This is a genomic window from Devosia sp., from assembly GCF_017307565.1.
Lineage (GTDB): Bacteria > Pseudomonadota > Alphaproteobacteria > Rhizobiales > Devosiaceae > Devosia.
The window spans coordinates 1-16210 of sequence record NZ_JAFKHD010000419.1 but is presented as its reverse complement, the minus strand read 5'-3'; the positions used below and the strand labels follow the sequence as shown (position 1 = coordinate 16210).

The window sequence follows — 16210 nt, the reverse complement described above, 5'->3', positions numbered from 1 at the left end:
CGGCCACCGCCAGCACAGCCGCGCGCATCCAGAAATCGGGCACTTCGATCGCGGCCAGAATGATGGTCATGATCTCGGCCGAGAGAATGAAATCGGTCTGGATCGCGCCAGCGACCTTCTTGTCCTCAAGACTTTCCGAATTCAGCGTCGCCGGCTCCAGCGCCGCCTCATGGTGCTCGGCATTATGCGGGGCGAGCATATGAAAGACCTTTTCGGCCCCCTCATAGCAGAGGTAGGCGCCGCCGATCATCAGCAACGGGGTGATCAGCCAGGGGGCGAAAAAGCTCAGCAGCAGCGCCGCCGGCAATAGGAAGAGCAGCTTGTTCTTGATCGAGCCCCAGGCGATCTTGCCCACGATCGGCAATTCGCGATCGGCGGTAAAACCCTGCACATAGTTCGGGGTCACCGCGGCATCGTCGATGACGGCGCCGGCCGCCTTGACGCCAGCCTTGGCCGCCTGGCCGGCCACGTCGTCGAGCGACGCGGCCGCAACCTTTACGAGGCCGGCCACATCATCAAGCAAAGCAAGAAGGCCGACACTCATATTTTTGGTCCTTTAGCCGGCGACTTTGCCGAAATCAGCCACGAGATGCATGGTGTCACGCAGCCGCGCCAGAAGGTTCAGGCGATTGGTGCGAACGGCCGGATCGGCATCGTTCACCAGCACAGCGGTAAAGAACGCATCGACCGGCGCGCGCAGCGTTGCCAGTTCGCCCATCGCGCCCTTGTAGTCGTCCTTGCCCACGTGAGCAGCCACCGCCGCATGCACGCCATCGACCGCAAAGGCCAGTGCCTCTTCTTCGGGCAGTTTCAACGCCGCCTGATCAACAGCACCTGCATAGGACTTGCCGTCCTTCTTCTCTTCGGCCGCCAGGATATTGGCAGCACGGCGATAGCCGGCGAGGAGGTTCTTGCCGTCGTCGCTGGAGAGCAGAGCCGAGAGCGCCTCGGCGCGCTGGGTGACCTGCAGGATGTCGTTGCTGTCGGCCGAGATGACGGCGTCAACAAGGTCATGACGCGCCCCGGCGTCGCGCAGCGACACTTTCAGGCGGTCATGGAAGAAAGCGAGAAGATCGGCCTCGACCTTGAGCGGGAATTTCAGCCCGTTTTCAGTGATGATGCGGATGACGCCAAGAGCCGCACGGCGCAGCGCGAAGGGGTCACGCGAGCCGGTCGGCTTTTCGTCAATCGACCAGAAGCTCGACAACACGTTGAGCTTGTCGGCCAGAGCCACGGCGATGGAGACCGGCTCGGTCGGCACGCGATCCGAGGGACCGACGGGCTTGTAGTGCATTTCGAGCGCGTTGGCGATTTCCGCCGGCTCGCCCTGTGCGGTCGCATAGTAGCGGCCCATCAGGCCCTGCAATTCCGGGAATTCGCCGACCATGCCGGTGACGAGATCGGCCTTGGCCAGCATTGCCGCGCGCTTGGTCTTTTCGACATCGGCGCCAACCTGGGGCGCGATTTCGGCGGCGAGATCCACCAGCCGCTTGACCATGGCAAACTGCGTGCCGAGCTTGGCGTGGAACACCATGTCTTCCAGTTTCGGAAGACCGTGCTCAAGCGGAACGGCGAGGTCGCCCTGATAGAAGAAAGCAGCATCCGACAGACGCGCGCGAATGACGCGCTCATTGCCCGCCACGATCACCGCGCCGCCATCGGTCGGAATGGTGTTGGACGTGATGATGAAATTCGGCGCCAGCTTGCCCGCGGCATCGCGAAGACAGAAGCACTTCTGGTTGGCGCGGATGGTGGCGATGATGACTTCTTCGGGCAGCTTGAGGAATTCGGGATCGAACGATCCCATCATCACATTCGGCCACTCGACTAGACCGGCGACTTCCTCCAGGAGGCCCTCGTCATGGATAACGGTCAGGCCCTGCGCAAAGGCGAGCTGATCGGCATCGCCGCGGATGATCTCCTTGCGGCGATCGATATCGAGCACGACCTTGGCGCGTTCGAGCGAGGTCACATAGTCATCAAAACGCTTCACGCGGATCGCGTCAGGCGACAGGAAACGGTGGCCGAACGTCGTCTGCGCGGACTCGATGCCGGCGGACGCAAACGGCACAACGATCGGCTCGTCGTTTTCCGTACCAAAAGTCGCGGTGATGGCGCGCAGCGGACGCACCCAGTTGAAGCTGCCCGAGCCCCAGCGCATGGACTTGGCCCAAGGGAAATCGGTCAGAATTTTCGGCAGGATGCCCGAAAGCAGTTCCACCGCGTCAGCGCCCGGCTTGTTGATCACGGCGACATAGAAATCGCCCTTCTTGGGATCGCTTTCGACCTTGGCCTGGTCGAGCGAAGCAAGCCCCGCCGAACGCAGAAAACCATCGATGGCCGGCTGCGGCGCGCCGACCTTGGGGCCCTTCTTTTCTTCGCGCGTATCGGGCGAGCGCACCGGCAGGCCCGAAACAGTCAGCGCCAGGCGGCGCGGCGTCGCAAAGGCGCGGGCGCCTTCATAGACGAGACCCGCATTGACCAGGGCATTGGTCACGGCTTTCTTGAGGTCTTCGGCAGCGCGCCGCTGGAAGCGGGCGGGAATTTCCTCGGAGAAGAGTTCGAGCAGGAGTTCGGGCATGGTCTAACCAGTCAAAGAGCGCGTGTGTGCCTAGCAAGTGCATCAACCCTTGTCTACTCGGCGCTTAACCACCCACGCGCGACAGATGCAGATCGAGGCGATCGCGCACCTCTTTCATCACCCATTTGGGCACCGGCACATAGCCCTCGCTTCCCAGCCATTCCAGTGTGTCGTAGCGCATCAGCAGGAATTGAAGAACCAGAAGCGTCAGCTCGTCCTCGACGGGCTTGCCGAGCAAAATCGCCCGCCGCGGCTCATCCAGATAATGCCGCGCCGACAAGACCCGCCCGTCCGCGGAGAAATCATAGTCGATATAGTTGTACCAATAGCCAAACTGGCCCGGCAGGTTTGGGTCGGGGTCGCCGAACTCGACGAGATGGTGGATCGCAACAGGCGCTATGACGTCCAGATCATAGGGGTGCGCTGCCACTTACCAGCCGCCTCCCCCGCCACCGCCTCCGCCGCCGCCGGAGAAGCCACCGCCACCACTGCTGGAGCCAGAAGAACTGGCCTGCACCGGCTGGGCCGCAACCATGGCGGCCGCCATGCCGGACGAGGCGCCAGCGATGACATTGGATATCGAGCCCGACGAAAAGCCTCGGCTTGATCCAAACCGCATTGCGCGCCAGTTCCGCATCAAAGTGCTCGGACCATGGCTTTTCGACGCCGAGCGCGATGGCATAGGGCAGGATGCGCTCGAAGCGTTCCACGGTCATGGGCGGCTCATTGCTGATGTTGAGCCGGTTCTTTTCAGCCGTATCGAGATAGAGCTTGAACCCGTCGATCTCATCCATGACCTTGCGGCCCTGCACGGTCGGGGCCCGCATCAGGACCGCGAAGATGGCCGTGATCAGCACCATCGACCCCGCGGCGACAGCTGCCGAATTGATCGTGAGGCTTGAGAATGTCTCGACCATGCCACCGACGAAATTGAACGCAAAGATGCCGACGATCAAACCGGTCAAATAGCGCTGCCACCCACCGGTGCGCAACGCGTTGAAGACAATGGAGCCGATGACCGCAGCGAAAATGCCGCCGACAAAGGCGACAACCAGCCAGACCGGCTCCAGCACGTCCAGCGCCACCATGCCGATCAGCATCAGGATCATCAGCACCACGCCGAGCACGGCAAAGCCGGTATTGTGATTGAACCAGACATTGCGGTTTTCGCGCTGCAGCGCCGCCATGAACTCGTTGCGCTTGGTCGCAAGGCCCGGCCCAGTCGACTTGTCGATGGTGACGCTGCGCTTGTCAGAAAAATAGCGAAACAGCACTTCTTCGCCGACGGGCAGGCGAACGTCCGGCTCCTTGCCCGTTGCCTTGACCGTAAGCACATCGCCACGGTTGTCGATGGTCACGAGCCCACGCACGCCGAGATTGAAGATGGCCGCGGTCATGGCGGTCCAGCCGGCATTGGCAAAACCCCATTTGTGCACATAGTGCGTCAGGGCCGGCGAAAAGTCCTTGGGCGGATGGAAAAGCGGAATGATCGTGCCCTTGGGCGGGTCACGCCCAACACGCCACCAGGCACCGAAATTATAGGCAAGCAGCAGCAGCACGGCGACGACCGGCAGCCAGACCTCGCGCAGATCCGAAGCCTCCTGCAGCAGCGCATCAAAACCCTGCGGATAGGCCACGATGCCCTTCTGGAAGGACACAGCGAAGCTCATCCCCTCCCCGGCCGCGAGCGCGCGCTGGGTGCGGAAAATGGCAGAACTGTCCGAATTGCGCGTGATGGTCACCGCCTGCTCGGTGGAGCCAGCGACGCCGGTATAAGCAGAAAGCTCGGAAATCACCGCGCCATCAGGCAGGGTCACCCGCGCCACCGATTTCAGGATCGGGAAATCCCAGTAATTGCCGGTGGCGTTCCAATAGAGTTCATCATGATCGGCAAAGCTGCGCGCCATGCGGTCCATCACATAGGTGATGACAAAGCGATGCTCTCCCAGAGACAGCAAGCGATCGGGATTGCCGATCCATATACGCTGGAAATTGCCCATGCGCTCCAGCCGAAAATCCTCGGCGACGCCATCGCGCGTCACCGATGCGACATCGAGCCCGACGCGGATCTTGTTGCCCGAAGGCCCAACCAGGACCGTGGGGATGTCGCGATAGATGCCGCGCCGGATCTGATTGCCCTCGGCATTGACATCGACCGTCTCGATGACGCGCACCGAGCCATCGACACGCAGGGTGACATCCGCAGCGAAGGCGCGAATTTCCTCGCGCGCTGCCACCGGCAAAGCCAAGGCGAACAGGCAGGCGAGGACGAGAAACAGTCTGCCGAGGGCATTCATGGGCTTTAGAACTTTACGTTCGGAACCTGCCTGTCGGCCTCGTTCTCAAGCTCGAAATACTGCGCCTTGATGAACTTGAAGGCGTTGGCGATCAGGTTCGAGGGGAAGGATTCCACCTGGATGTTCAGGTTGCGCACCGCGCCATTGTAGTAGCGGCGCGACATCTGGATTTCGTCCTCCACCGTCTTCAGCGCATCCTGGAATTCAAGGAAGGTCGTATTGGCCTTGAGGTCGGGATAGGCTTCGGCGGTGGCGATCAAGCGGCCGAGGGCCGACGAGAGCTGGCCTTCGGCAGCCGAGCGTTGCTCGGGCGTGCCGTTGACGGCGGCGGTCGCGGCGGCGCGGGCATTGGTCACCGCTTCGAGCGTCCCACGTTCGTGGCCCATATAGCCCTTTACGGTCTCGAGCATGTTGGGAATGAGATCGGTTCGGCGCTTGAGCTGCACGTCGATACCCGACCATCCCTCCTGGACCATCTGCCGGTTTGACACCAGGCCGTTATAGATGACGATGGCATAGCCGGCGACGGCGACAACCAGCGCAAGAATGACCCATTCCATAGGCGCGCTCCCTCAAGGCGTTTCGGGCGGACACTGGCAGTTTGCACATGAGCTTGCAATGGGTGGGCAACGGTCGGGCTTGACTTCCCCGGTGCAATCCCTAGCTTTGTGTTATGAGCAATTCGCGCCAAAATCATCGCTGCACTATCCTTCTCGCAGAATAGTCACCCTAGGCACGCGCGCACCGGAGCCTGCTTAGGGTTCGGTTTCTTTCGCTCTCCGGCACTCCACTCATTCACCCGTTTCGACACCCCGCTTCGGCCATGCGCATGTCTGCGCCCGGCTCGGGGCCTATCAGGATTTTGACGATGAACGACATTCGCAGAGATCTTGCCCCCGCCATCACCCTTGGCGAGGCGGATCACGCCAAACTCAACAGCCTGGCACTGGCCAGCCTCGAGCGCCTGCCCGATCTTGCCGATCGACTGCTCGAAGAGCTCGAGCGCGCCAAGGTGGTCGCCGATGGAAAGGTGCCTGAAGGTATTGCCCGCATGGGCTCGTCGGTGACCTATGTCACCAATGCCGACAAGGAGCAGACTGTTACCCTGGTCTATCCCGCTGACGCCGACATTGAAACCGGCCGCATCTCGGTGATGACACCCATCGGCACCGCGCTGATCGGCCTCAAGACCGGCCAGTCCATCACCTGGCGCGACCGCGCCGACAAGCGCCACAAGCTGACGGTGATTTCCGTACTGGCACCGCAGCCGGCGTAACTATTTTCTTGGAGGGATCACGCAAGGCCCTCCCCCACCGGCCCAACACCTCCCCCTAACGGGGGAGGGCGGAAGTGGGTGCGGGAGCCACGGTCTCTCGGCGGACAGCACCCTCCCCGCAAAGGGAGGGCGACACGTCAGGAAGGCGAAAACGCCTACTCCGCGCCGCCGCCAGCCGTCTGCAGCCAGGCTTCGCCGCAGGCCTTGGCCAGTTCGCGAATGCGCAGAATATAGCTCTGGCGCTCGGTGACCGAGATCACGCCGCGCGCATCGAGCATGTTGAAATTGTGCGATGCCTTGACGACCTGCTCATAGGCAGGGATGGCCATGGTCTGGCGGTTGCCGTCTGCGCCCTTGGCGAGAATAGCGCGGCATTCCTTTTCCGCATCCTCGAAGTGACGGAAGAGAATGTCGGTATCGGCAGCCTCAAAGTTGTATTTGGAAGCTTCCTGCTCGTTCTGCAGGAACACGTCGCCATAGGTGACCTTGTCGTCGCCTTCGCGGCCGTTGAAATTGAGGTCGTAGACGTTCTCGACGCCCTGCACATACATGGCGAGGCGTTCAAGGCCATAGGTGATTTCGCCGGGGACCGGCGAGCATTCAAATCCGGCCACCTGCTGGAAATAGGTGAACTGGGAAACTTCCATGCCGTCGCACCAGCATTCCCAGCCCAGGCCCCAGGCGCCCAGCGTCGGGCTTTCCCAGTCGTCTTCGACAAAGCGGATATCGTGCACCGAAGCGTCGAGCCCGATGGCCGCCAGCGAGTCCAGATAGAGCTGCTGGATATTGTCCGGCGACGGCTTCAGGATCACCTGGAACTGATAATAGTGCTGCAACCGGTTCGGGTTCTCGCCATAGCGGCCGTCCTTGGGGCGGCGCGAGGGCTGCACATAGGCCGCTTTCCATGGCTTTGGTCCCAGCGCGCGCAGAGTGGTCGCGGTATGGAACGTGCCGGCGCCCATCTGCATGTCATAGGGCTGCAGAACGACACAACCTTGCTCCGCCCAAAAATTCTGGAGCGTCAGGATCAGACCCTGGAAGGAATTCTTCGGGTCCATGTGGGCGGGGCGAGAGGTCATGTCAGCGGTCCTGCAAATCTGCGGGACAAACCTCTAGTTTGAGCGCCCGGCACGGTCAATGGCGCATGCTGTCCAGCCCAATCAGCAACAAGCCCTCAAATCGCCTGCCAGCGAGAAACTTCGGACCGGTTGCGCCAGTTACAAAACCTCAATCGCGCTTGCTGTCTTTCTTGTCCTGGGGCCGGAACGTGCCGTCGTCGCCGCGCTTGAGGTCGATGACGTCGGGCCGCTGGCGTTCGGCGATATCGCGCTCGTGGCGCAGGCGTTTTTCTTCGGCCGCGTCGCGGTCGAATTTTTGCGACCAGTCCCGCCAGATGCGGCGAATGCCGAAATAGACCATCAGGGCGAGGGCAGTGATAATCAGTATGCGCAGCAGCATGGCGGTCTCGGTCTATAGGCCAAGGCGCGCCCAGAGCGCGCGGTCGTCGATGGTGGTCGTCATCTCGTCTACCACGCCGCGGGAGGAAAATCCGAGACGCGGCAGCGCAAAGAATGGACGTTTCGCCGCAATCGGTTTGAGGACCACATCGCGGCCATAGCGCTCGCGCAGCGTCGCGTGCATCTCGCCGAGGCTATCCACCAGCCCCAGCTCCACCCCGCGCAGGCCCGGCCACCATTCGCCGGTAAAGAGCACATCGTCGTCCGCCTTGAGCCGGCCGGCCCGGTGGGCCTTCACGTGGTCGATAAAGACCTGGTGAATGTCGAGTTCGAAGCGCTTGATGCGTTCAACGTCCTCGGCCTTTTCCGGCAGGAAGGGGTCGAGCGTCGACTTGTTCCGCCCCGCCGTATGCACACGCCGCTCGATCCCGAGCTTTTCGAGCGCCCCGACAAAGCCGAAGGTCGCCATGATGACGCCGATCGAGCCGACGATGGATGAGGGATCGGCGATGATCTCGTCGCCTGCGACGGCGATGAAATAGCCGCCTGAAGCCGCGGCATCCTCGACAAAGACCAGCACTGGCTTGCCGGTTTCATCGGCCAATTGCCGGATGCGGTTGGAAATCAGCCTGCTCTGCACCGGCGAACCGCCGGGTGAATTGACGACAATCGCCACAGCAGGGGCCGAACTCATGTCAAAGGCGCGCTTCAGCAGCGGTTCCACACTTTCGATATTGAGCCGGCCGGGCCGCTGCTCGGCGGCGATCACGCCGTGAAGGCGCACGACCGGAATGGTGGGCGGACGACGGAACAGGCGGACGAACCAGTTCGGCTTGCGGGCTTGTGTCTTGGCCATGTCCTCTCCTTGATTTTGCAGTGATTTAGGCATGGCCAGTGCCGATTACCAGTCGAGCGCCGCCGCGCCGCGAAAAATGGCATCGAATTCCTGGGCGAAGTCCCGCCCGTCTTCGCCATGGAGCGCCCGGCCGGCCAGCAGCGTCAGCGGCGCCCGCGAGCCCTTCTTGCCCCGCACCAGCACCCGCGTCGCCGGCGCCCCAGGACGTGGCGAGATCGGCAGCACCGTCACCGCCCCGAATCGAGGCGCCATTGCCGCGAGGAGGGTCGACAGTCCCTGCGCCGGATAGACGATGACAAACTCCCCGCCCGCCGCCGCGCATCCCGCCGCGCAACGGATCCAGGCCTCAAGCCCCTCCTGCGCCATGTGCCGTGCATCGGCACGGCTGGCTTCCGGAGCGAGAGTGCCCTGCCCCACATCAAAGAATGGCGGATTGGCAATGACGGCATCGAAATGATTGGCAGCAAGCCCTGCCGCCTGCCGTGTGGGCCCCGACGCCAAAATGTCGAGGGTCAGCGCCTCGGCGCGCCCGGAAAAGCCATTGTCAGCGATGTTTTCCCGCGCCAGCGCCGCCGTCTCGGCATGGCGCTCGAGCAGTGTCGCCCGCGCCGCGCGACCAAGCGCCAACGCCACCAGGCCCGCCGTCCCAACGCCTGCGCCGAGATCGAGCAGGTTTTGCGTGCCGTTCCGTACCGCCGCGCCCAGCAGCACACTGTCGAACCCGGCGCGAAAGCCGTTGCGGGGTTGCGACAGAGTGATCCGCCCGGCCAAAAAGGCATCGCGCGTTGTGGTTTGGTGTTTTACAAAGTCACTTGGCTGGTCTAGGGACATCGCACCCTGAAGGCTGGTTCCGCGCGACCATATAGGCGCGGACGTGGCAGGCTCAACCGATTTGCTGCCAGGCGGCAAACGAGGACGGTAATGGCGGTCTCAGTTCTGACCCAGAAGAATAGCATGCCGGCCGGCAATCCGGTCGACAAACTCTTGGCGGCGACCGCCGATGACATGGCCCGGGTCAATGACCTGATTTTGAGCCGTGCGGAATCGCATGTCGATATGGTGCCCGAACTCGCCCGCTATCTCATCGAGAGCGGTGGCAAGCGCCTGCGTCCGATGCTGACCGTTGCTGCCGCCCTGCTTTTCGGCAAGGGCAAGGGGAACGAAGTCAATTTCGCCGCTGCCGTCGAATTCATGCACAATGCCACCCTGCTCCACGACGATGTCGTCGATGAGAGCGACATGCGTCGCGGCAAGCCGGCTGCCCGCATGGTCTGGGGCAACAAGGCTTCCATTCTCGTGGGCGATTTTCTCCTCGGCCAGGCCTTCATGATGATGGTCGAAACCGGCGATATCGGCTCGCTCGGCGTTCTGTCCGCCGCTTCTGCTGTCATGGCGGAAGGTGAAGTGTTCCAGCTCGCCAAGACCGGCGATCTCACCACCACCGAGGCCGATTACGCTGAAGTGATCCGCGCCAAGACCGCGATCCTCTTCAAGGCCGCCTGCGAAGTGGGCGCCATTTCCGGTGGCGCCGACGAGGCCGGCCGCAAGGCCCTGGCTCAATACGGCCTCGAACTCGGCAATGCCTTCCAGCTTGTCGATGACGCGCTCGATTATGGCGGGCAGTCCGGCGCGCTGGGCAAGAATGTCGGCGACGACCTTCGCGAGGGCAAGATGACCCTGCCGGTCATTCTGGCGCTAGCTGAAGGCAGTGAAGCGGAACGCGGTATCATCGCCAGCACGCTTGGCAAGGCCGATGCGTCCGAACTCGAAGTCAGCCAGGTCGTCGCGATCTTCAATCGCCACGACACGCTGGCCCGCACGCTCGACAAGGCTCGCCTCCATGCCGCCGCTGCGGTGGAAGCCCTCGCCGAACTCCCCGAAAGCGAGATGAAGACCATCCTCGCCGAAGTGGTGATGCACAGCGTCAACCGCGCGTCCTGACGCCATTGCCGGGACAACCCGGCAATGTTTCCTAGACGACCATCAGTGGCGCAGCGGCGACCCAGTGATCGGGATTGCGCTCGCGCATCACTTGCGCGGCCAGATGCGCCTGCCCTTCCGAACCGAAGAGCCCAAACACCGTCGCCCCTGAGCCGGACATGCGCGCGAGCATGCAGCCCTGCGTCTCGGCCAGATCCTCGATGATGTCGCCGATCACCGGCACCAATTTTACCGCGGGCGGTTGCAGATCGTTCCGTGTTTCCGCCAACCACAGGCCAAGCTGGGCCGGCCGGGTCAGCGGCTCGGGCAGAGCCGGCAGCGGATAGTTGTCGTGCGCGCGCAGGCGCCGGAACACATCGGCCGTCGCCACCGGCACCATCGGGTTGATCAGCACCACATGGCAATTGGGAAATTCGGACAGCGGCGACAGGATTTCCCCGACGCCTCGCGCCACCAATGGGCGGCTGAGCAGACACGCCGGCACGTCAGCCCCCAGCGTTGCCGCGAGATCTGCCAGTTCACCGACCGGCACCGGCTCGGTCGCGAGCCCTGCGAGAATGCGCAGGGCCGCCGCCGCGTCGGCCGAGCCGCCGCCGATCCCGGCTGCCACCGGCAGGTTCTTGACCAGATGCAGCGCCAGTCCATCGGGCACGCGCCCCGGCCAGCGCTGGCGAAAGGCCGCAACGGCGCGCATCACCAGATTGGAGCTGCCAGCACCGAGCCCATTGGCAAAGGGACCCGAAATCTCGAGACTATCTTCCGCTGCCGGCTCGGCATGCAGCTCGTCAGCGATGTCGGCGAAGACGATGAGGCTTTCGAGGTCGTGATAGCCGTCTTCGCGGCGACGCGTAACGTGCAGCGCCAGATTGATCTTTGCCGGCGCTGCCTCAACCAGGGTTTGCGTCATGCTGGCGGACTATTCCGTCGCGGTTGCCGGGGTCAGGCCCTCGGTCAGTTTCGGCCCGACGCGTGCGGCGACATTGCCAACTTCATCGACGGACTTGGCGACCTTCCACTGGAACTGCGCCTCGAGCCGCCTACCGGCCTTCCAATAGGCGTCGCCGAGGTGGTCGTTGATTTCGGCATCGTTGGGCCGCAGCATCACCGCACGTTCCAGCGTTTCCACCGCCTCGTCGATGCGGCCGAGCTTATAGAAGGCCCAGCCGAGCGAATCGACGATGTAGCCGTCCTGCGGCTGCGCTTCGACGGCCTTCTCGATCATGCCGAGCGCTTCATCGAGGTTCATGTCCTGGTCGATCCAGGAATAACCCAGATAGTTCAGCACCGAAGGCTGTTCGGGGTTGAGATCGAGCGCCTTGAGGAAATCGGCCTCGGCCTTGGGCCACTCCTTGGCGCGCTCATAGGCAATGCCGCGCACATAGTAGAAGCGCCAGTCGGCCGGAGCCTCGCCGCCGGTGATTTCCAGCGCCTTGGTATAAGCCTCGGCCGCCTCGACATATTGCTCGTCATAGCGCAGCAGGTCGCCGAGGACGGAAACCGCATCGAGATCATTGGGTCGGGTGGCAACGATATTGCGCAGGCGCCGCAGCGCCTCGGCGCGGTCGCCCATGGAATCAAGGTTCTGGGCGATGCGCACCACGGCCGTGGGCTTCATCGCCGAGGAAGAAGACACCGCGTCATAAAGCTTGTTGGCCGCTTCGTGCTGACCCGAAGAATCGAGCAGCATGCCGGCTGCGAGGCCGATGACGTCGGCATTGGGGTCGAGATAGTAGCCGAGGCGCAGGAAGACCAGCGCCAGGTCCTTGCTGCCATCGCGCGACAGGGCGACGCCGATGCCATGGAACATTTCGGCCGCGCCGATCTGTACGCTGGTCGCAAACACGCCCGGACGGCGCTTGGCCTGCACCGCTTCCTTGACCACGGTCACCAGCGGATAGGTCAGCCCCTGGCTTTCGAACGAATCGATCACCTCGGCTGCTTCATCGAAGCGCCCGTCATTGGCCAGCATGCGCGAATAGACTTCGACCATGCGCGCCACATAGGGCTCGTTCTCATAGGCCTTGGCCGCCAGTTCCAGGGCCTTGGCCTTATTGCCTGCCACTTCGGCCATCAGGGCGCGGTGGAAGACCAGGAAGTCTTCAAGCCCGGTGCTGCCGAGCTTGGTGATGAGGGCATCGGCCTCGTCATAGCGCTTCTCGCCCACCAACGCCCAGGCGCGCAGAATGCCGGCGGTGATGCCGGTAAATGTGTCCTGTGAAACGGTGGCAAGGGCGCTTTCGGTGGCGCCGTAGCGGCGTTCCTTCAGCGCCTGAGTGGCGACGACGAGTTCGGCCAGTTCGTTCTGGCCGACCAGTTCGGTCAGGCGCTTGGCGACCTGGGCCGACTGGCTGATCTGGCCATTGGCGGCAAAGGCGATGAAGGAGCGTTCGACCAGCACCGGATTGTCCCAGTCGCCCTGCGCCGCGTCGTTGAAGTAGCGGGCGGCCTCATCGGTCTGCATGTCATTAAGGGCCTGGCGACCCGCAAGATAGGAACCGGTAGGGCTCGAACGATAGAGCTGGAGCATATCGAGCAGGTTGGTCGCCCCGCTCTGGGCCGAAGTCGCCGGTACAAGCGCCATGGCCATGATCGCTGCCAGAAGGGGACGGGCCAGCCGGTTCGAAAGCAAGATCACGTTGCAGAATTCTCCCAGAGCATGTCTGCCGAGGTGGGCAAGGGTTTGGCCGCAGACACGCGTAGTAACAATGGCCGAGACGGCACGATTTGGCGGCAAAGATTGTCCGTTTTACGACTGCGCCGCAAGGCCGTGCTTGTTATGCACGGTCACATTCCGCTGTAGTTGGGCCCGCTGCCACCCTCGGGCGGCACCCAGGTGATGTTCTGGGCCGGGTCCTTGATGTCGCAGGTCTTGCAGTGGACACAGTTGGCAGCGTGGATGCGAAACACCGGCTCGCCTCCTTCCTCGGCCATTTCATAGACTCCCGCGGGGCAATAAAGCGGCGCCGGCTCGCCATAAACCGGCAGGTTCTGGCGCACCGGGATCGTCGGATCTTTCAGCTTCAGATGGATCGGCTGATCCTCGTCATGCGCCAGATTGGCGAGAAATACCGAGGAGGCGCGATCGAAGGTCAATTTTCCGTCAGGCCGGGGATAGGAGCGTCCCGCAACCTTGTTGCGCGGCATGAGCCCGGCGAAATCGGGCTGCCCATGCTTTTCCAGATTGAGCGGTGAGCGACCGAAAATGGCCGACACCCAGAGATCGGCGCCGATGGCCAACGAGCCCAAAACCGTGCCGAGACGCGACCAGAGCGGCTTGGCATTGGCGACGCCGCGCAACTCCTTCTCGATGCCAGTGCGCATAACGCTCGGCGCAAAATCCTCGACCAGATCGTGCTGTCGCCCGGCGACCACCGCCGCCCCCACGGCATCGGCCGCGCCGATGCCGGAGAGGATGGCATTGTGGATGGCCTTGAGGCGCGGCGCATTCATGAAGCCAGCCGAACAGCCGATCAGCCCACCACCCGGAAAGGCAAGGCTCGGCACCGACTGCCACCCGCCCGCGGTCACCGCCCGCGCGCCATAGCTGATGCGCGTCGCGCCATCGAGCAGCTTTGCAACCGAGGGGTGCGACTTGAAGCGCTGGAATTCGTCAAAGGGCGACAGCGTGGGGTCGGCATAGTCGAGATAGGTGACGAGCCCGACATAGAGCTTCCGATCCTCGGCATGATAGACAAAGCCGCCACCGGAGGTGGAATTGTCGAGCGGAAAGCCGAGGTAGTGATCGACCCGCCCCGCATGGTGCTTTTCGGCCGGCACTTCCCAGATTTCCTTTATGCCGAGGCCATATTTCTGCGGCTCGCGCCCAAGAGCGAAATCGCCGATGACCTGCTTGGCGAGCGATCCGCGCGCGCCCTCGGCGATCAGCGTATATTTGGCCTCGAGCGCGATCCCCTCGGCAAAGCCCGATTTCGGATTGCCCTCGGCATCGCGGCCAAGGTCGCCGGTGATCACACCGCGCACCGGACCATCACCAGAACGCAGCACATCGACGGCCGCCGTCATCGGGAAAATATCGACGCCCAAGTCAGCAGCCTGCTCGCCCAGCCACTGCACCAGCCGCCCAAGGCTGACGATCACGGCGCCCGGAGTCTTGAGCTGCGGCGGCACCAGGAAATGCGGCAGGGCGAAATCGCCAGACGCGGTCAGATAATGAAAGGTGTCCTCGGTCACATCGGGACCAACCGGCGCGCCCTTCAGCCGCCAGTCGGGCAAGAGGGCATCGAGCCCCACCGGGTCCATGACGGCGCCCGAAAGGATGTGTCCGCCGATCTCGGCAGACTTTTCCACCACTGTCACGCTCAGCTCCGGGTGGCGCTGCTTGAGCCGGATGGCGGCCGCAAGGCCCGAGGGACCGGCCCCGACGATCAGGATATCCGTCGAAATCGTCTCGCGGGTTCCGGCTTCAGCCATAGGTGGGGTCCTCATGAACGGCAGGCGACTGGTCGCTTTGGATGCGGTGTGACATAACGGGCCCCATGTCTCAAGGTCGAGAACTCAACAAGGCCGAACTGCTTGCCGTGCTGGACTGGTATCGTGCCGCCGGCGTGGATCTGGCCGTGGGTGAGGATCCGGTCGACCGCTTCGCCCAACCGGCCCCTGCACCCTCGGCGGCGCAGCTCTTGCGCCAGGCGGCCGCCGCTCCGGCTCAGCCCCCACCGCCCGCCGCCGCCGCGATCACCGGCGACCCCGCGGAGGCGCGACGGCTCGCCGCCTCCGCCAGCACGCTCGACGAACTGAAAAAGGTTCTCGAAGCCTACGATGGCTGCAGTCTCAAATTCCGCGCCACCCAGCTCGTCTTTGCCGATGGCAATCCCGAAGCAGAAATCATGCTCATCGGCGAAGCTCCCGGTGCGGAAGAGGACCGGCAGGGCAAACCTTTTGTCGGCCGCTCCGGCCAATTGCTCGACCGCATGCTGGGCGCCATCGGGCTTGATCGCACCAAGGTCTATATCGTCAACACCGTCCCCTGGCGCCCGCCGGGCAATCGCACGCCGACGCCCGAAGAAATGGAACTCTGCCTACCCTTCCTCAACCGGCAGGTGGAACTGGTCGCGCCAAAGCTCGTCATGACGCTGGGCGGCCCAGCCATGCAGACCGTCTTCAAGACCACTGCCGGCATCATCAAGATGCGTGGCCGCTGGCAGGACGTTGCGATTGGCACGCATCAGGTCGGTGCGCTCCCGACGCTCCATCCGGCATATCTGCTGCGCAACCCAGCCGCCAAGCAGCAGGCCTGGTCGGATCTACTGAGCCTCAAGGTGAAGATGGACGAGTTGGGACTGGGCTAAGCTCGTCACAACCGAGCGCGCCGTCACCCCCTCCCGCCCTCCCCCATCAAGGGGGAGGTGTCAGATCGAGTTTGGGGCACACTCCAGTCTAAGCCACCGGCCCAGCACCTCCCCCTTGATGGGGGAGGCCGGGAGGGGGTGGAGCGGCAAACGCAATGGCCAACGCCCGCAACACCATAACCCACGAACCAATTTTTTCCCCCGCCTCCCCATTTCCGCCCTATCTCTTCTTCTCTCTCGCGCTATGGTCACCATCAGGTGATTTGCAACGTTTCGTAGCCTTTATCTTTAGAGTGCCATGGCTTCCGTCATCAAAATCTACGCCCTGTTCCTTGGCTCGGCCCTGTTGATGTTCGGAGGTGGCCTGCAAGGCCTCCTGCTCTCGGTGCGCGGCGCCGAGGAGCATTTCTCCCTCCTCGCCCTCGGCCTCATCGGCACCGGCTGGTCGGTCGGCTTCGTCGCCGGCTCCATCATGGTCCCCATGATCGTGCGA

15 protein-coding genes and 1 pseudogene are annotated in these 16210 nt (G+C 63.1%); 4 read left to right on the top strand and 12 right to left on the bottom strand.

What is annotated here, in order from left to right:
• The 5 genes from J0I64_RS17590 to J0I64_RS17570 all read right to left on the bottom strand — a co-directional run.
• Positions 1-544, bottom strand: a 544-nt coding sequence (locus tag J0I64_RS17590; RefSeq protein ID WP_291410609.1) for a DUF808 family protein, incomplete at its 3' end; no start/stop codon positions are given.
• A gap of 12 nt (positions 545-556) precedes the next feature.
• Entirely contained in the window at positions 557-2581 is a 2025-nt protein-coding gene (gene glyS, locus J0I64_RS17585) for a glycine--tRNA ligase subunit beta (RefSeq protein WP_291410607.1), read from the bottom strand.
• 64 nt (positions 2582-2645) lie between these two features.
• A complete protein-coding gene (locus J0I64_RS17580) occupies positions 2646-3011 on the bottom strand; it encodes a hypothetical protein (protein WP_291410606.1) in 366 nt (121 codons plus the stop codon).
• A complete protein-coding gene (locus J0I64_RS17575) occupies positions 2992-4878 on the bottom strand; it encodes a DUF2207 domain-containing protein (RefSeq protein WP_291410604.1) in 1887 nt (628 codons plus the stop codon). Before J0I64_RS17575 ends, J0I64_RS17580 begins: the two co-directional genes overlap by 20 nt.
• 5 nt (positions 4879-4883) lie before the next feature.
• Entirely contained in the window at positions 4884-5438 is a 555-nt protein-coding gene (locus J0I64_RS17570) for a LemA family protein (RefSeq protein ID WP_291410601.1), read from the bottom strand.
• 308 nt (positions 5439-5746) lie between these two features.
• Between J0I64_RS17570 and rnk the strand changes: the two genes are divergently transcribed.
• Positions 5747-6154: a nucleoside diphosphate kinase regulator gene (rnk, locus tag J0I64_RS17565; RefSeq protein ID WP_291410599.1), complete on the top strand. Its 408-nt coding sequence runs from the start codon at positions 5747-5749 to the stop codon at positions 6152-6154.
• Between the two features lie 155 nt (positions 6155-6309).
• Here rnk and J0I64_RS17560 read toward each other — a convergent pair whose 3' ends face one another.
• The 4 genes from J0I64_RS17560 to J0I64_RS17545 form a co-directional block, all read right to left on the bottom strand.
• Entirely contained in the window at positions 6310-7233 is a 924-nt protein-coding gene (locus tag J0I64_RS17560) for a glycine--tRNA ligase subunit alpha (protein ID WP_291410598.1), read from the bottom strand.
• 148 nt (positions 7234-7381) lie between these two features.
• A complete protein-coding gene (locus tag J0I64_RS17555; protein ID WP_291410596.1) occupies positions 7382-7612 on the bottom strand; it encodes a hypothetical protein in 231 nt (76 codons plus the stop codon).
• A 12-nt stretch (positions 7613-7624) separates the two neighbouring features.
• Positions 7625-8467, bottom strand: coding sequence for a S49 family peptidase (locus J0I64_RS17550; protein ID WP_291410594.1), 843 nt, complete (start codon positions 8465-8467; stop codon positions 7625-7627).
• A gap of 45 nt (positions 8468-8512) precedes the next feature.
• Positions 8513-9238 (bottom strand): methyltransferase, encoded by a 726-nt coding sequence (locus J0I64_RS17545; protein WP_291410592.1) that lies wholly within the window; start codon positions 9236-9238, stop codon positions 8513-8515.
• A gap of 150 nt (positions 9239-9388) precedes the next feature.
• On the opposite strand from J0I64_RS17545, the gene J0I64_RS17540 reads away from it, so the two are divergent.
• Positions 9389-10408: a polyprenyl synthetase family protein gene (locus J0I64_RS17540; protein WP_291410590.1), complete on the top strand. Its 1020-nt coding sequence runs from the start codon at positions 9389-9391 to the stop codon at positions 10406-10408.
• 31 nt (positions 10409-10439) lie between these two features.
• Here the strand turns inward: J0I64_RS17540 and J0I64_RS17535 are convergent, their stop codons facing one another.
• From J0I64_RS17535 to J0I64_RS17525, 3 genes are all read right to left on the bottom strand, one after another.
• Positions 10440-11315 (bottom strand): 4-(cytidine 5'-diphospho)-2-C-methyl-D-erythritol kinase, encoded by an 876-nt coding sequence (locus J0I64_RS17535; protein ID WP_291410588.1) that lies wholly within the window; start codon positions 11313-11315, stop codon positions 10440-10442.
• A gap of 9 nt (positions 11316-11324) precedes the next feature.
• Complete coding sequence (locus J0I64_RS17530; protein ID WP_291410585.1) at positions 11325-13043, bottom strand: tetratricopeptide repeat protein; 1719 nt, start codon at positions 13041-13043, stop codon at positions 11325-11327.
• A gap of 149 nt (positions 13044-13192) precedes the next feature.
• Positions 13193-14839 carry an electron transfer flavoprotein-ubiquinone oxidoreductase gene (locus J0I64_RS17525; RefSeq protein WP_291410583.1) on the bottom strand — a complete coding sequence of 549 codons (1647 nt, stop codon included), beginning with the start codon at positions 14837-14839 and terminating at the stop codon, positions 13193-13195.
• A gap of 65 nt (positions 14840-14904) precedes the next feature.
• Between J0I64_RS17525 and J0I64_RS17520 the strand changes: the two genes are divergently transcribed.
• The gene (locus tag J0I64_RS17520) at positions 14905-15717 is read left to right on the top strand and encodes a uracil-DNA glycosylase (RefSeq protein WP_291410581.1); all 813 of its coding nucleotides are present in this window, start codon (positions 14905-14907) and stop codon (positions 15715-15717) included.
• Between the two features lie 298 nt (positions 15718-16015).
• A pseudogene (locus J0I64_RS17515) lies at positions 16016-16210 on the top strand (MFS transporter); the annotation flags it as partial.

Coding starts and splice junctions, on each gene's coding strand:
- J0I64_RS17570 (WP_291410601.1), bottom strand. CDS start 5,438: ATGGAATGGGTCATTCTTGCGCTGGTTGTCGCCGTCGCCGGCTATGCC.
- J0I64_RS17550 (WP_291410594.1), bottom strand. CDS start 8,467: ATGGCCAAGACACAAGCCCGCAAGCCGAACTGGTTCGTCCGCCTGTTC.
- rnk (WP_291410599.1), top strand. CDS start 5,747: ATGAACGACATTCGCAGAGATCTTGCCCCCGCCATCACCCTTGGCGAG.
- J0I64_RS17555 (WP_291410596.1), bottom strand. CDS start 7,612: ATGCTGCTGCGCATACTGATTATCACTGCCCTCGCCCTGATGGTCTAT.
- J0I64_RS17535 (WP_291410588.1), bottom strand. CDS start 11,315: ATGACGCAAACCCTGGTTGAGGCAGCGCCGGCAAAGATCAATCTGGCG.
- J0I64_RS17575 (WP_291410604.1), bottom strand. CDS start 4,878: ATGAATGCCCTCGGCAGACTGTTTCTCGTCCTCGCCTGCCTGTTCGCC.
- J0I64_RS17560 (WP_291410598.1), bottom strand. CDS start 7,233: ATGACCTCTCGCCCCGCCCACATGGACCCGAAGAATTCCTTCCAGGGT.
- J0I64_RS17525 (WP_291410583.1), bottom strand. CDS start 14,839: ATGGCTGAAGCCGGAACCCGCGAGACGATTTCGACGGATATCCTGATC.
- J0I64_RS17520 (WP_291410581.1), top strand. CDS start 14,905: ATGTCTCAAGGTCGAGAACTCAACAAGGCCGAACTGCTTGCCGTGCTG.
- glyS (WP_291410607.1), bottom strand. CDS start 2,581: ATGCCCGAACTCCTGCTCGAACTCTTCTCCGAGGAAATTCCCGCCCGC.
- J0I64_RS17540 (WP_291410590.1), top strand. CDS start 9,389: ATGGCGGTCTCAGTTCTGACCCAGAAGAATAGCATGCCGGCCGGCAAT.